The organism is Accumulibacter sp. (genome assembly GCF_029255145.1).
In the GTDB taxonomy this organism is placed as follows: domain Bacteria; phylum Pseudomonadota; class Gammaproteobacteria; order Burkholderiales; family Rhodocyclaceae; genus Accumulibacter.
Map to the genome: position 1 here is coordinate 21,566 of NZ_JAPUVQ010000117.1, position 13,749 is coordinate 35,314.

Sequence of the window (13,749 nt, forward strand, 5' to 3'; positions counted from 1 at the left end):
GGTCCGCGTCGCAGCTCATCGCACCGTTCGCGCAGAGCGCGACAGAACCTTGCTGCGGCGCCGATAGGCCTTCTCCAGCTCCATCACCAGATAGATCATCAGTCCGACAGCAATGATCGGCAACCAGTCGGAGGCGGCAATCGGCGCGGTGTGGAACAGGCGGTTGAGCAGTGGCAGATAGGTGAATGCGAGCTGGGCGAGCATCATGGTGCCGATGCCGGCCCAGATCCACGGGTTGCTCAGCAAGCCGAGGTGGAACATCGACCAGCGCAGCGAGCGACAGTTGAGCAGGTAGAAGGACTGCCCGACCGCAAACACGTTGACCGCGATGGTGCGCGCCTGATCTTCACTGGCGCCGCGTAGCAGAGCCCACTCGAACAGCCCGAAGGCGCCGACCAGGAGCATCACGCCGACCATCGCAATACGCAGCGCCAGCTCGCCGTCCACGATCGGCGAGCCGGGCGCGCGTGGCGGACGGTTCATGAGATGCGGTTCCTTCGGTTCGAAGGCCAGCGCCAGCCCGAGGAAGACCGCCGTGGTCATGTTGATCCACAGCGCCTGCACGGGCAGGACCGGCAGCGGTTGGGCGAGCAGCACCGCGACGACGATCACCAGTCCCTGACCGGCGTTGGTGGCCAGGATCCAGGTGATGAACTTGGTCAGATTGTCGAAGACCCCTCGCCCCTCTTCGACGGCGGCCGCGATAGTGGCGAAGTTGTCGTCGGTGAGCACCATGTCCGCGGCTTCCTTGGCCACCTCGGTGCCGGTTATTCCCATCGCCACGCCGATGTCCGCCCGGCGCAGGGCGGGCGCGTCATTGACCCCGTCGCCGGTCATCGCCACCACCTCGCCGCGCGCTTGCAGCGCCTGCACGAGGCGCAGCTTCTGCTCGGGAGTGACGCGCGCAAACACCGCCGTATCGTTCGCCGCGTCGGTCAATTCGCCGTCGGAAAGCGTGGCCAGTTGCGTGCCGGTCAGCGCCGCCGGAGCCGCGCCCGGACCGGCGCGCGGATCGAGGCCAATCTGGCCGGCGATGGCGGCGGCGGTGACCGCATGGTCGCCGGTGATCATCTTTACGCGAATGCCGGCGTCGCGACACGCCAAGACCGCCCTGATCGCTTCCTCGCGTGGCGGGTCGATCATTCCCTGCAGGCCGACGAAGGTCATTCCCTCGACCAGGTCCTGATGGTCGAGCGCCTGCTGATCGTGGCTCGCCGGACGCTGGGCGATAGCGAGCACGCGCAGCCCTGCCGTGGCCATTGCGTCCACCTCTGCGAGCACCGCCTCGGGCTCGAGCGCTACGGTCTGCGCCCCGGCGTCCAGCGCGCCGCTGCAGCGCGCCAGCACGCTCTCCACCGAGCCCTTCATGTAGATCATTCGCGACCCGCCGGCGTGCAGGGTCGCCATGTACTGATGCTGCGATTCGAAAGGCACCGCATCGAGGCGCGGCGTGCTGGCCAGGGCCTCCTGAGCATCCAGACCGGCCTTGCGCGCCGCTACCAGCAGTGCACCCTCGGTGGGGTCGCCCTCGACCTGCCAGTTGCCGTCCTTTTCACGTAGCAGCGAGTCGTTGCAGAGCAGGCCGGCGCGCAGCAGCGCCAGCAGAGCGGGATGATTGCCGGGGTCGACGGCCAGCCCTTGCTGTTGCAGGGTACCTCCAGGGCCGTAAGCCCACGCCGGTCAGGTCGAAGTGAGCGCCCCCCGCGGAAAGCTTCTGGACGGTCATCTCGTTGCGTGTCAGGGTGCCGGTCTTGTCCGAACAGATCACGGTCGTACTGCCCAGTGTCTCGACCGCCGGCAGGCGGCGGATGATCGCGTGACGTTGCGCCATGCGCCCGACACCGATGGCGAGGGTGATAGTGAGCACCGCCGGCAGGCCCTCCGGGATCATCGCCACCGCCAGGGCGACAGTCGCCATGAACATCGCCACCCAGGATTCCCCGTGCACCAGTCCGACCACGAAGGTGAAGGCTGCCAGGGCCAGGATAAGGTAGAGCAGATAATGACTGAAGCGCCCGACCTGTCGCGTCAGCGGCGTATCGAGTTGCTGCGTGCTGGCGATCAGACCCGAGATGTTGCCGATCTCGGTGCCGTCACCGATGGCGGTGACCACTCCGGTCGCCGTGCCATAGGTCACCAAGGTCGAGGTGTAGGCCATATTTCGGCGATCGGCGAGCGCCGCGTCGTGCGCCAGTTCGCCGGCCTGTTTGGCGACCGGAACCGATTCGCCGGTCAGGGCGGACTCGTCGACCTGCAGGTCGCGGACTTGCAGCAGGCGCAGATCTGCCGGTACTTTGTCGCCAGAAACCAGCAGGACCAGATCGCCCGGAACAAGGTCACGAGCGTTGATCCGCTGTTTGTTTCCGGCACGCCGTACCGTTGCCTCGGTGGTCAGCGCCCGCGACAGCGCAGCAAGGGCGTTCAAGGCCTTGTTTTCCTGGGCGAAGCCAAGAACAGCGTTGAGCAGGACGACGGCAAGAATTACAGCCGCATCGACATAGCCGCCCAGGGCCAGCTTGACCACGATCGCAACCAGCAAAATGTACACCAGCGCCTGGTTGAACTGTTGGAGAAAGCGCTGCAGAGGGCTCTTGCCCTTGGCTGGGGTCAGGGCATTGGCACCGAATCGTTCCTGGCGCCCGGCGACTTCGAACTGATCGAGCCCGCTTTCGCCATTGGTATCGAGCAGTTCGATCACCTCGCTTGCAGGCAGGTGGTGCCAGTGTTTTTCCAAGAGATCTTGCACAGTTTCCGTTCCTGTTCGATTGGTTTTCCGTCGCGTGTACGATCTGAGTTGCTGGAACCACGGCCACGCGCATCCACGTGCCTTTGATTGGAAGTAAGATGTTACAACTTATTGTCTAGGACAAAGTATAGACAATAAGTTCAGAAGGCGCCAGTGAAGCGGCTGGGTGATGGTCGAGCGCTTGAAGACCCGACAGGCATCGGAATGGGACTTCAGGCCGGGTGCTCGCTTTGTTTCACCACCTCAAGCAGGCGAGCGATACTTTGTGCGCCGCTGCTCTCGGCGGTATCAAATGCCAGGCTGCCGGAGTGAAGACGACCAGCCCAAGCCGGCAGCAGGGGTGTTGCTGCCATGGCGACGATTCAGATAGCAGTTGGCGGGCTCATCCATTGAACGAGGACCTCGCTGATTTCGATCGCGAAGCAGGCTACCCGATGGCCTGGTATTTTCTGATGCTCGCCGGCAAAGCCGTACCGCACTGGGTCGCCGAGGCGGTCGTCGAGGACGCGCTGGACGGCTTCGCCTACCTGCGACAACGCGACATCGATGTCGCCCGCAAGTGGCTGCATCGACCTTATGCGGTGTAGGGTGCGACCAGCAAAGCGCATTGCACTGGCAAGCGCAAGCAGGCGCGCCCCTTGGCAAGCCGTGGCCGCGAAGAACCTTCGGCAGCGACAAAGCAGCCGCCGCGGTCTTTTTTCATCCGATTGCCCTGTCCTTGCCGGCGAGGCTTCGCGCCTGGATGGCCTAATCGGAAGGTCATACCGCGAGTGCATCGTTGCGGTTGCCGGCTTGACAACCTTGCCGGGCCCGGCACCCACTTCCGGCCGCCGCGAAAACGCAAGAGGCACCGGCGGTACGGCGCGATCAGCCGTGCTGGAGCCGCCCGTCGCGGGGCTTTCCTTCGTCGCTGCGATGGAGCGCCAGCGCGTCTGAAAATCCCCTGCGCGTGGTGGCCTTCGCGGTTGAGGCCGTCAGCCTGACCGAGCTGGCGGAAGCGGTGAGATTCGAACTCACGGACGGTTGCCCGTCGCTAGTTTTCAAGTTTCCCGTACCCGAACTTTACGTTGATTTAAGCTGCTATTGTAAGCCTTGCGCACCTTTATGGGTCAATGACTTGCGGCCGCTTTTTGTTTTGTGGAACTTGTCGTAACTTTATACGGAGCGCTTACGAACTGCTTATGAGCGCCTGAAAAGATGCGGCCGGCGACTGCGCCAACAGTCCCGACCGCGTGGCCCGTCCCTTATTCGACAAGGAACCGACATGACGATAGTAACCACAACCGCCCAAGTCAGCGAGGTGCAGCATGCCTAAGCTGACGAAGACCTACATCGACAAGCTCACCGCGCCAGCCGACAAAGAGGCGTTCCACTGGGACACCGAGATCAAGGGCTTTGGTCTGCGCGTCACCCCTACCGGCAAGATCACCTACATCGTGCAGGGGCGCGTCAATGGCAGTTCGCCCCGCATCAGCATCGGCCCGCATGGGGTCTTCACTGTCGATCAAGCCCGTGATGTTGCCCGCGAGCATCTGCGCAGCATGCGCATGGGCATCGACCCGCGCGCCGTTGCCAAGAAGGAAGCCGCCCAGCGCGTCACCCTCCGCGACGTGGCCGACGGGTACAAGCGCGACCGACCGCTGAAGGACAGCAGCAAGGCCGAAATTGAGCGCCATGTGACCACAACCTTCGAGGCATGGTTGAAGAAGCCACTCAGGGACATCACGCGCGAGATGGTGACGAAGCGCTTCAACGAGATAAAGAATCACGGCTTGCGAGGTAACGGCCCAGCACCAGCGCAAGCGAATCAAGCCTTCGCTGTCCTCCGCGCCTTGTTCAATTACGCCATCCGCGAATACCGCGAGCCGGACGGTTCGCCCGTGATCCGAGATAACCCCGTCGATGTGCTCTACAAGAAGTGGGTGCCGCTCAAACCTCGCACCAGCCGCGTGCCGGATAACAAGGTTGGCGAGGTGTGGTCATTCCTGGTCGAAGCTCGGAAGAACGCATACAACCGCGATACGTGGGCAAGCATCGACGTAATCATGTTCATGATGCTCACCGGGTTGCGTATTGGCGAGGCATCCGCGCTCACGTGGGACAGGGTCAATCTTGAGGAGGAATGGTTTCACCTACCCGACCCCAAGAACAGCAATCCAGTCTGGATTCCTCTGTCGTCGCAAGCTCTCGAACTGCTGAAGACAAGGCCGCGCGTAAAGGGCAACCCGCATGTCTTCCCATCATGGGGCAAGTCCGGCCATATCAAAGATCCGCGCGACTTTTGGAAGAAGGTCAGCGAGATTGCAGGGGTGCATCTGTCGAATCACGCTATGCGACGCACCTTTACCCAGATCGGGACGGCGCAATGCGTCATCGAGAAGTTCCGAATCGACTTGCTCACAAATCACAAGACCAAGGATGTGACCGTCAAGCACTACCTGGACACGCAGCGCCTGCAATGGCTCAAACCTGAAACGCAGCGCATATCCGACTGGATCGAGCAGCAGGCAGCGGCATTGAACAAGTGTTTAGAAGAATCAACGGTTTAATTTATCCAACATTGCCGCGTAAAGCCGTGTTAGGGTAACGCCAACTAAGCCAGTCCCGTGCAATGCGGGGCTGGCAGTGTGCCGCACTGGGGCACGCCCGCGAGGCAAATTCCAGAGACGGAGCCGGTGAAGCAAGGGTGAAAGTCCCCCAGGACCCGGACACAGGCCAAACCCGTCAGGCCGAGTGACCATTCTGAAGAACCGACGGCAAGCATTCGCCTTGCTGACGCCCCTATTGCATGCGCTGGCAAGGCAAGGTCCGAGGACTACTTGCCATGACCACACTTTCCGCGCTCAGCCCCGATCTGCTGACGAACGAAGAAGCTGCCGCACTGCTCGGCATCAAACCCAACACCCTTGAAATCTGGCGCACGAAGGGCAAAGGCCCGGAGTTCGTGAAGCTCGGGCACAGCAAGTCCGCGCCCATCCGCTACCTGCGAGCCAAGATTTTCGAGTGGCTGGAGCGCCAATCCTTCAGCAGTACCAGCGCCTACGCGCCGAACGCCAAACAAGCTGTTTGACGTTCATGGCGACGCAAACCCAATGCAGCCGCGCAACGTGCCCACCCCGCACCCTCGCTGGCAAGCACCTCGTAACTACATCAAGAAAAAAGCCCGCGGGTCAGGCGGGCTTTGAAGAGGTACAACCGTGATGGACAAACACACTGTAGGACAGCCGCCGCAGGCCATACAAGATGAAATGCCGCGACTGCAAACCGGCAACGAGGCAACGCTGCCACCGAGCCAAGGGGGTAGCACTGGCGGGGTGCCGATCGCGGCCCCAGCGCCCGCACAGCCGCCCGCATGGTTGCAGCAAGCCGCGGAGCGCAACCCACATCTCACCCCCGAGGTGGCGCACGCTCAAGCAGAGGCCGAGCGTGTGAAGGGGCTGGCCGATTTCGCGCGCGAGTCGAACAAGGTCGAGGAAACGAAGCTCAAGCAAGAGGAGGTGAAGCTCAAGCGCGACATGCTCAAAAAGGGCTTGGGCATTGAAGACAGCGCGAGCGGTCCTCGCGCACTTGTCGGCCGCACGCTCGGCACCGTGCAGATGCGTGCCATCGACTGGCTATGGACTGGATGGATTCCGAAGGGGTACGTCACGCTTCTTGCAGGCGAGACCGGCGCGGGGAAATCGACGGTGCTGGCGGACGTTACCGCGAGGGTCACCACAGGGGCGCCGTGGCCGGGCGAGTATGAACCGCGCCAGCCGGGCCGCGTCCTATGGCTCGGCAGCGAAGACAGCATCGAGGAAATGACTGCGCCGCGTCTGGTGGCGTGCGGCGGCAACCTAAATCACGTCATCGAGATTCAAGGCGTGACGCAGCAAGGGAAGCGCAACACCTTCTCGATGCAAGATGACCTTGGCGAGATTAGGCGCTGGCTGGCAGCCGCGAGGGATGAAGGGTTTCCATTCGCCATGCTCGTCATTGACCCCGTGACGAGCTACCTACCCGGGCAGAAGTTGCGCAAGGTTGATCTGAACGACGCGGGGCAACTCCGCACCGTCCTTGAGCCGTGGCTGGTGCTCGCGCAGGAGCACAACATCGCAATCGTCTGCGTGACGCACTTCGCCAAGGACACAACGCGCTCAATGCTGCATCGGGTTCTAGGGTCTGCTGCCTTTGCCCAGACGTGCCGGAGCTTGATCGCAATCATTAGCCGCGACGATGATGGCCCCCACGCCAAGGCAATGGTGCAGGTCAAAGTCAATCTGCCAGAGCATCCCGGCGGCGCGTGGAAGTTCAGCACGGTGAAAGTCGATATTGCGACTGACCCACGCAACGGCAAGACCATCAGCGCAACCCGCCCGAACTGGGAAGAGCTGGACGGCGCGCTGACTCCGCAGAGCATGGTGGGCAATGCGCGTGGCCCCGTCAGCAAGTACGAGGCGGCTTTTGGCATGTGGCTGAAGGCGCATTTTTTGACCACGCCTGCAACGCCGTGGCAGCCGATCAGCCAAGTGAAGCAAGCAGCGGCGTCCGCAAATGTCGTCTCTGAACGCTGGTGGAACGAACACAGCGGCAGCTACATGGACAAGCAGAACATCGGAGGGATTTGGTACTGCCGCCCGAAGAATCTGTATGCAGAAACTACGTAATGTGGGGAATGTCCGTAGTGTGGGGCCAAGGTGGGGAATGTGGGCACAGGTGCCCCACCGACCACCATGGCCCCACCTTACGGGGTTTCCTTACGCATGCGCGGGCGCGTTGTCGGCGGTCTGCCTGCTGACCCCGTTGAACTTGCGCCAGGCGTAGAACTCGCAGGCCACGTTGTTCTCGTTCCAGCCGTGGTCAGTGGCGGCAGCCTTCGCGTCCTTGATCGTGGCCGTGGGGTGCGCGTCCAGCCATGCCCAGACAGCAGCGCATAGACCGCCTTCCTTCGGTCGCTTCACACCGTTCTGCTCGACGCGCTCGACCTTGGGCGCAGCTTCCTTCTTCGGCTTGCCTGTGGGGACCACGGGCGCAGCCTCGGCGGCAGCGAGTGCCGGTGCCTCCATCGCCTTCCAGCCAAAGCGCACGCCCTCCGCAGACTTATGCACGGTGATTTCCACCAGTTCGGCGGGCACCCCTGCGGCAACACCAGCGCGGCGGGCGTTGTTCCGGTTCGTGTAGGTCTTGGCTTCCATCGTCGTTGCTCCTGTGCGGGTTGTAGATGGGGCAACGCTAAGACGCATCTCCGAGACTCGGCAACGACTTTTTGGATGCACCCGACAGCGCCTGTGATGCCGAACGAATAACGCCCAATTACTTGTTCCCTATTTGCTCTTGAACTGTAGAGCATTGTTTTAAATAAATATTCCTTGCGGACCTCTCGGAGAATTTCCCAGCATGTAAGCAATGCGTACCAGTTACGCGCCTTTTATCAAGGAGTTTGCACATGCCTACCGAAATTGATGCCCGTATCACGCCCACGCTGCACCCCGACAATGTCGCAAGCATCGAAGGCTTTGACGATCAGACCGCGCCGTATCTCGCGCCGACCATTACCGCCTTCAGCACCGCCTATGAAGGCATTCGTGCTGTTCATGAAGCGCGGGAGAAAGCCAAAACCAATCCGACTTGGAATGAGGCGCATCAGATCATTCACACGGACGACTTCGCGCAAAAGCACCTCGCTCGCATCACCAAGAGTTTCGACGTAACCCGCTCGAACTTGGAGAAGGGCATTGCGATGCTGGAGCAGCAGCTTGCCACCCCCATTGAATCCAAGGCAGCGCAAAGCATCAGCGCCGAGATTCGCGCCTACGCCAAGAACCTGCCTAGCGAGAAGCGGCACGCCTTTATCCAGCAGGCCATTGATGAGGGTGACCACATTTCGGTCGCGGCACTGCTGGGCGCACCCGCCTACCTGTCCGGCCTCGATGCGAACTTCCAACAGACCTACACCCGCTTCTGGAACGAGCGCAGCGCGCCCGAGGTTGCCCAGCGCCTCAAGGCAATGAAGGGTGCCAAGCAGATGATCGAAGAACGCGCGGGATTGGTGTTCAAGGAGCTTGAGAAGGCTGTTGGCGCGCCCCCGCACAAGGCCGCTGCACTTCGCAAAGCCAAGACGGAAGCGGAGCAAGCCTTCGTCCTCAAGGACATTGGCCAGTGACCCTTGCTGATTCTCTGCAAACAACAAAGTCTGAGGAAAGAGCAATGGAGAACGCTGAACCGGATTGGCTGACGGCGCACCGTGAGAAACACCCGGAGGACTTTGAGCCTCGCTCGTCACGCCGTGGCGGGTTCAGGCCGGGGGTGAGCGGCAACCCGGCTGGCCGTCCCAAAGGCAGCAAGAACCGGAAGACGTTGCTTGCCGAGGAACTGCAAAAGGATGGTTCCGAACTGGCGCGCGTCATCAAGGAGGCAGCGCTTGCAGGCGACACCAGCGCCATGAACCTGTGGGCGCAACGACTTGAGCCGCCTCTGCGTGCGCGTGCTGCTGCTGTGGAGTTTGAGCTTGACCCTGACAAGCCACTGCACGAGCAGGCCAATCAGGTACTCGTCGCGGTATCCGAGGGGCGCGTCGATCCTGAAACCGGGCGGATGCTGATCGACTGTATCCAGTCGGTTGCGGGCATCCGCGCCGTTGATGAATTGGAAGCGCGCTTGCAAGCGCTGGAGGAAAAGCAATGACCTACAACTTCACGCCGGGAGGCTGGCTGCAACCGAAGCCCGCGCCCCTGATCGACACGCCGCAGGGGCAAGCCGATCTCAAGCTGATTGTCGATACCTGCTATGCCGCCATCCTGAACTGCGACGACCCTGCCGTGCGCTGGCAAGCCGCGCGCCTGTTGCAGAACCTCGGCCCGATGAAAGGAACGCTGCAATGAAGAACCTGCACACCGACCCGCGCGAGAACGCGCCCGTCAAGCACACGGTAACGCCCGACGACCTGCAACAGATGCAGCAGCGCCGAATCGAGGCGCACGCGGCCCGCGAGACCAGTGATGCGCTGAACCTGCTCCGCGCGGTCAAGCTGGGCGAGGCGCTGCGCGAGTTGCGGGAGTAACCACATGAGCATCAGCAGCGCCAAGGGCATGCTCGCCCGCCTCAAGCACTTGGAGCGCTCGCGGGGTGCGACCGACGAGATGCGGGGCTGGGTCAGTGACATGCTCGGCGCTGCCATTGCTGACGGTCGCATGTGCCCGGTCGATGGCCCTGTGGTGCGGCATTGCGTGTTGAACTGGATCGACGACGGCACCGCACGCGCCGGGACTGCTGGCTGGGGCTTGCTGCGATGAAGCCGAATTTCCAAGGCTTCGTAGAGCCTCGCATGTGGCCGCAGGACGATGGAATGCGGCGCGAACCCGTGCTTGATGCTGACCACAAGCCGCCGCGCGTGGTGCGCTATGTCGGTTGGCGGAAGTGCATGCGCTGTGGTCAGCTCTTTTGGTCGGAGGACGTGCAACGCTTGCGCCTATGCACCCCGCAACCAAACAGGCAAGGATGCAGGAGCAGGCAAGACGACGACGGCATCTGAAAAACCCTGCACCGCCCTTATCGTCGTCAGCGGTGCAGTGGCGCGCAGTCCCGGAGAAGCTGCGCCGTCCCATCGAAAACCGTTGGACGTTAATCAAACGGACTCAGTCAGGAACGGGGCCACTCCTACCCGTGCGACCTGGCCTTCAACGGGTGCCGCTGGCAGCCGTTGTCGTTTGTGCGGCTGCGCGAGCGTAGCGGGCGACTGGGGCGACGATCACCACACTGCCGCCGCTAGGGTACTGGCGAGCGCAACGCGCGGCCTGTAGCGGCGCGCTTGCCTGCGGACAGGGAACGGGTAACACAGAGTTATTCGGGTTTGCCCGCTAACCGATTGCTGCCCTTGCGGTTAGCTCGGCTCCCGGCGCTGCGAATAAGCCCAGCGTAAAAGGATCACACGGGACGGAACAACGTAGCGGGCGAAATCTTAGCCTGTAGCGTGGCGATGATCTGCTCTAGCTCGATACGCGCCTCAGCTTGCAGGCCAAGGCACGTTGCAATCCCGTCAGCATCGGTACTTAGCCGAGAGGCCATCGACAACCGGAAATTTCCGTCATCGGCACGCGCCATCCGGTAGGAGTGTAGGTGCATCGAGTCACCGACTGCCGCTGGATTCTTCATGTGGTCAAACTTGAATTCCTTGGTCATGTAGGCCAGGAACTTGTCTTGCACCACGAGAACGAGCTTCCGATTGACATGCTCGAACGTCTGCACCTTGTGATGCATCTGGACGAGGATCGTCTTCGCGGTCATCTTCCAGTTCATACCAAAGGACTTGTCGGACTCTTCGCCGTTGTCTCCGCGCGCGACTCCTAGCTCTTTGAGCAGGCGCTGCCGCTCAGGCCATACGGTGCCCGTCGTATCGAGCGTTTGCAGTTCGATACCCACAAAGTCCCGAACCTTGCCTTCCTTCGCCGACACAAGAACATAGTCGATGCTTCCACCGGGCACGGTGACCTCGGACACTAGATGCAGCTCGTTCCCCGGTTCGTGGCTGGTCAGCAGATGCAAACAGTCGGTGAAGATCTGCCCGCGCTGGATAAGGCGCGTGGGGCAAATGATGATCGGCTCCGGCTCGCGCCCATAGAGAACGGTACAGGAGCCAATCGAAATCTCGGGGTTAGACTTCCGAACCTTGTAGCAGCGCTTGCCCAGAAACGGGCACTGCTGATCCGCGATTTCATTCTGCCAGTCAATACCCGGCGCGTCGGCGGCTTTGCCGAACAGTTCGACAACTTTGCTCATAGAAGACCATCGCACCTTTCTTGCGAGAGTTCGAGATAGTGGCGCGATATGTCGATGCCCACTGACTTGAGGCCAAGATTACCGGCGGCGAGCAGAGTTGTACCAGTCCCGCAAAATGGATCAAGCACTATGCCACCGGGCGGGCACGTGGCAAGCAATGGTCGCCGACAAAGGTCTATAGGATACGGAGCGAAGTGCGCGCCGCGTCGTTGCGTATCCTCAGGAATGATGTCCCACACGTCACCCGGCTTGCTTCCGTTGGGATGGTACTTGAGGAAGTAGAAGCCCTTGTCTCGAAGCTCTTTTGCGCGACCTGAAACCTTCTCACTATCCGAATGCGTGGCGCGCTGCTGACCACGAATAATCATGCGGAAGTCAGAGACGTTACCAGCACCTACGTCGGCAAGCATACGGTCAAGGGCAGCGAAGGCAGCCTTCTTCTCGTTCTCGTCGAGGGCCGTGGAAAGCTCAAGCTGCCTCTTGTAGCGAACGCCGGAGACGCCTGTTGCAGAAACAACTGCGCCATTGACGACTTTCGCCTCGCGCGGTTTCGAGCGAATGGCGTCAGCGTTGTAGTAGTAGCCCTTCGGCTGCTTCACAAAGTGAAAGAGATTCTCATGGACGTTGGCTAGGCGATCTTTGCTGTTATCCATGCCGCCCTTCAACTTGTTCCAGACGACGCTGTTCCGCATCGTCCAGCCTTGAACATCGGTCAGTTCAAAAGCCACTCTCCACGGAATCCCGACCAAGCCCTTGCCGTTGTAGGTGTCGCCGATGTTGAGCCAGAACGACCCCGTAGGCTTCAGAACTCGCTTCAGCTCCAAAAAGATTGCAGCCAAGTCCTTAACGAAGTCCCGGTAGTCGGCCTCAAGACCGATACCCCCGTTCTCGTACTCGCGCTTCCCCCAATACGGCGGGGAAGTCATAGCGAAGTCGATGGACTCGTCAGGTAGGGACTTGAGAACGGCGAGCGCATCACCATTGAGCAGCAGTGGGCGCAGCGTTGCTTCCCGCTGGTAGGCAGCGAATGCGTGCCCGTAGTCTTTCGAGACGATCTGTGGTGACGACTGGTCGCTATCGCTTACGGTCTGCTTACGGTCGGTTGCGCCGCTCACTACCTCGATGCTCCCATCACTCACTGAAATCCTCTCGCTTAATGGCACTTACTAGACATACGGAATGTCGCGTAAGTGCTTGTTTTTAATGGCGGAAGAGGTGGGATTCGAACCCACGGATGGTTGCCCATCGCCGGTTTTCAAGACCGGTGCCTTAAACCGCTCGGCCACTCTTCCTACAACTGTTTTCAAGACTAGTGCAATCGACCACTCTGCCACGCTTCCTGCAAGTCCGCCGGCGGCTGAACGATGCTGCCGCCGCGGCGCGCCGAATGATAGCACGGCGCAAGCGGTGGCGAGCGCCGCCGGGCATCGTTGCGCGCCCACCTTGCCGACCACCGGCAGCCGATGGTGATTGAAACTTTTCCGGTATGCGGCTAGTCTTAGCGCCGTAGTCGGAATTCCATCAACAGGAGGAACACCATGCAACCCCAGTTTCAGATCACAGGCCAGGCAACCCGCGAGGTGACGCTGCAGCAGAACCGGGTTCTGCGCAACACGTTCATGATGCTCGCGTTGACCATGGTACCAACCGTGCTCGGCGCGCTGGCCGGCGTACAGATGCAGTTTTCGTTCATGGCCGGCAGCCCGCTGATGTCTTTCCTGCTCTTCCTCGGCATCGCCTTCGGCTTCATGTGGGGGATCGAACGTACCAAAAACAGCGGCATGGGAGTCGTCCTGCTGCTCGGCTTCACCTTCTTCATGGGCCTGATGCTGTCGCGCATCCTGCAGGTGGCGCTCGGCTTCAGCAACGGCGGTTCGCTGATCGCCATGGCGGCGGGCGGCACCGGCGTGATCTTCTTTTCGCTGTCGGCGGTGGCGACGGTGACCAAGAAGGACTTCGGCTTCCTGGGCAGGTTTCTGTTCATCGGCATGATCGTCGTTCTGCTGGCGGCAGTGGCCAACATCTTCTTCCAGATCCCGGCCTTGTCGCTGACCATCTCGGCGGTTGCGGTGATGGTCTTCTCGGCGTACATCCTCTATGACATCAGCCGGATCGTCAATGGCGGCGAGGACAACTACATCTCGGCGACGCTGGCTGTCTATCTCGACATCTACAACGTCTTCGTCAGCCTGCTCAACCTGCTGATGATCTTCAGCGGCGAACGCGACTGACCGGGAACCGTGTCCGAT

The 13,749-nt window shown here is 61.2% G+C and carries 15 protein-coding genes and 1 tRNA gene; 10 read left to right on the forward strand and 6 right to left on the reverse strand.

Annotated features, from left to right (window positions below):
- Positions 1-15: 15 nt before the first annotated feature.
- Both Q1L50_RS20050 and Q1L50_RS20055 read right to left on the reverse strand, forming a co-directional pair.
- Positions 16-1,650 carry an HAD-IC family P-type ATPase gene (locus Q1L50_RS20050; protein WP_366145240.1) on the reverse strand — a complete coding sequence of 545 codons (1,635 nt, stop codon included), beginning with the start codon at positions 1,648-1,650 and terminating at the stop codon, positions 16-18.
- Complete coding sequence (locus Q1L50_RS20055) at positions 1,553-2,746, reverse strand: HAD-IC family P-type ATPase (protein WP_366145238.1); 1,194 nt, start codon at positions 2,744-2,746, stop codon at positions 1,553-1,555. The genes Q1L50_RS20050 and Q1L50_RS20055 overlap by 98 nt, the downstream gene beginning before the upstream one ends.
- A gap of 389 nt (positions 2,747-3,135) precedes the next feature.
- On the opposite strand from Q1L50_RS20055, the gene Q1L50_RS13230 reads away from it, so the two are divergent.
- From Q1L50_RS13230 to Q1L50_RS13245, 4 genes are all read left to right on the forward strand, one after another.
- Positions 3,136-3,333, forward strand: a complete 198-nt coding sequence (locus Q1L50_RS13230) for a hypothetical protein (protein WP_300339477.1) — start codon at positions 3,136-3,138, stop codon at positions 3,331-3,333.
- 720 nt (positions 3,334-4,053) lie between these two features.
- Positions 4,054-5,295 (forward strand): integrase family protein, encoded by a 1,242-nt coding sequence (locus tag Q1L50_RS13235; RefSeq protein WP_300339479.1) that lies wholly within the window; start codon positions 4,054-4,056, stop codon positions 5,293-5,295.
- 275 nt (positions 5,296-5,570) lie between these two features.
- Positions 5,571-5,816: a helix-turn-helix domain-containing protein gene (locus Q1L50_RS13240; RefSeq protein WP_300339481.1), complete on the forward strand. Its 246-nt coding sequence runs from the start codon at positions 5,571-5,573 to the stop codon at positions 5,814-5,816.
- A gap of 130 nt (positions 5,817-5,946) precedes the next feature.
- Complete coding sequence (locus tag Q1L50_RS13245; RefSeq protein ID WP_300339483.1) at positions 5,947-7,392, forward strand: AAA family ATPase; 1,446 nt, start codon at positions 5,947-5,949, stop codon at positions 7,390-7,392.
- Positions 7,393-7,482: 90 nt separating this feature from the next.
- Here the strand turns inward: Q1L50_RS13245 and Q1L50_RS13250 are convergent, their stop codons facing one another.
- Positions 7,483-7,920: a hypothetical protein gene (locus tag Q1L50_RS13250; RefSeq protein ID WP_300339485.1), complete on the reverse strand. Its 438-nt coding sequence runs from the start codon at positions 7,918-7,920 to the stop codon at positions 7,483-7,485.
- A gap of 251 nt (positions 7,921-8,171) precedes the next feature.
- On the opposite strand from Q1L50_RS13250, the gene Q1L50_RS13255 reads away from it, so the two are divergent.
- From Q1L50_RS13255 to Q1L50_RS13275, 5 genes are read left to right on the forward strand one after another with little or no spacing between them, the layout of a single operon-like run.
- Positions 8,172-8,888, forward strand: a complete 717-nt coding sequence (locus Q1L50_RS13255; RefSeq protein WP_300339487.1) for a hypothetical protein — start codon at positions 8,172-8,174, stop codon at positions 8,886-8,888.
- Positions 8,889-8,932: 44 nt separating this feature from the next.
- The gene (locus tag Q1L50_RS13260) at positions 8,933-9,409 is read left to right on the forward strand and encodes a DUF5681 domain-containing protein (protein ID WP_300339488.1); all 477 of its coding nucleotides are present in this window, start codon (positions 8,933-8,935) and stop codon (positions 9,407-9,409) included.
- The gene (locus tag Q1L50_RS13265; RefSeq protein WP_169879078.1) at positions 9,406-9,606 is read left to right on the forward strand and encodes a hypothetical protein; all 201 of its coding nucleotides are present in this window, start codon (positions 9,406-9,408) and stop codon (positions 9,604-9,606) included. The genes Q1L50_RS13260 and Q1L50_RS13265 overlap by 4 nt, the downstream gene beginning before the upstream one ends.
- Positions 9,603-9,785, forward strand: coding sequence for a hypothetical protein (locus Q1L50_RS13270; RefSeq protein WP_196742348.1), 183 nt, complete (start codon positions 9,603-9,605; stop codon positions 9,783-9,785). The genes Q1L50_RS13265 and Q1L50_RS13270 overlap by 4 nt, the downstream gene beginning before the upstream one ends.
- A 4-nt stretch (positions 9,786-9,789) precedes the next feature.
- Complete coding sequence (locus Q1L50_RS13275; RefSeq protein ID WP_168942618.1) at positions 9,790-10,017, forward strand: hypothetical protein; 228 nt, start codon at positions 9,790-9,792, stop codon at positions 10,015-10,017.
- Between the two features lie 631 nt (positions 10,018-10,648).
- Here the strand turns inward: Q1L50_RS13275 and Q1L50_RS13280 are convergent.
- The 3 genes from Q1L50_RS13280 to Q1L50_RS13290 form a co-directional block, all read right to left on the reverse strand.
- On the reverse strand, positions 10,649-11,500 hold the full coding sequence (locus tag Q1L50_RS13280; RefSeq protein ID WP_004083490.1) for a NotI family restriction endonuclease: 852 nt from the start codon (positions 11,498-11,500) through the stop codon (positions 10,649-10,651).
- Positions 11,497-12,639, reverse strand: a complete 1,143-nt coding sequence (locus Q1L50_RS13285) for a site-specific DNA-methyltransferase (RefSeq protein ID WP_300339508.1) — start codon at positions 12,637-12,639, stop codon at positions 11,497-11,499. Before Q1L50_RS13285 ends, Q1L50_RS13280 begins: the two co-directional genes overlap by 4 nt.
- 65 nt (positions 12,640-12,704) lie before the next feature.
- Positions 12,705-12,792: transfer RNA gene (locus Q1L50_RS13290), tRNA-Ser, on the reverse strand.
- 246 nt (positions 12,793-13,038) lie between these two features.
- Between Q1L50_RS13290 and Q1L50_RS13295 the strand changes: the two genes are divergently transcribed.
- On the forward strand, positions 13,039-13,731 hold the full coding sequence (locus tag Q1L50_RS13295) for a Bax inhibitor-1/YccA family protein (protein ID WP_300339510.1): 693 nt from the start codon (positions 13,039-13,041) through the stop codon (positions 13,729-13,731).
- Positions 13,732-13,749 lie beyond the last annotated feature (18 nt).

Excerpts from the sequence above, each read along its gene's own strand:
- Q1L50_RS13235 (WP_300339479.1), top strand. The coding sequence starts at position 4,054 with ATGCCTAAGCTGACGAAGACCTACATCGACAAGCTCACCGCGCCAGCC.
- Q1L50_RS13240 (WP_300339481.1), top strand. The coding sequence starts at position 5,571 with ATGACCACACTTTCCGCGCTCAGCCCCGATCTGCTGACGAACGAAGAA.
- Q1L50_RS13245 (WP_300339483.1), top strand. The coding sequence starts at position 5,947 with ATGGACAAACACACTGTAGGACAGCCGCCGCAGGCCATACAAGATGAA.
- Q1L50_RS13250 (WP_300339485.1), bottom strand. The coding sequence starts at position 7,920 with ATGGAAGCCAAGACCTACACGAACCGGAACAACGCCCGCCGCGCTGGT.
- Q1L50_RS13255 (WP_300339487.1), top strand. The coding sequence starts at position 8,172 with ATGCCTACCGAAATTGATGCCCGTATCACGCCCACGCTGCACCCCGAC.
- Q1L50_RS13260 (WP_300339488.1), top strand. The coding sequence starts at position 8,933 with ATGGAGAACGCTGAACCGGATTGGCTGACGGCGCACCGTGAGAAACAC.
- Q1L50_RS13265 (WP_169879078.1), top strand. The coding sequence starts at position 9,406 with ATGACCTACAACTTCACGCCGGGAGGCTGGCTGCAACCGAAGCCCGCG.
- Q1L50_RS13270 (WP_196742348.1), top strand. The coding sequence starts at position 9,603 with ATGAAGAACCTGCACACCGACCCGCGCGAGAACGCGCCCGTCAAGCAC.
- Q1L50_RS13275 (WP_168942618.1), top strand. The coding sequence starts at position 9,790 with ATGAGCATCAGCAGCGCCAAGGGCATGCTCGCCCGCCTCAAGCACTTG.
- Q1L50_RS13280 (WP_004083490.1), bottom strand. The coding sequence starts at position 11,500 with ATGAGCAAAGTTGTCGAACTGTTCGGCAAAGCCGCCGACGCGCCGGGT.
- Q1L50_RS13295 (WP_300339510.1), top strand. The coding sequence starts at position 13,039 with ATGCAACCCCAGTTTCAGATCACAGGCCAGGCAACCCGCGAGGTGACG.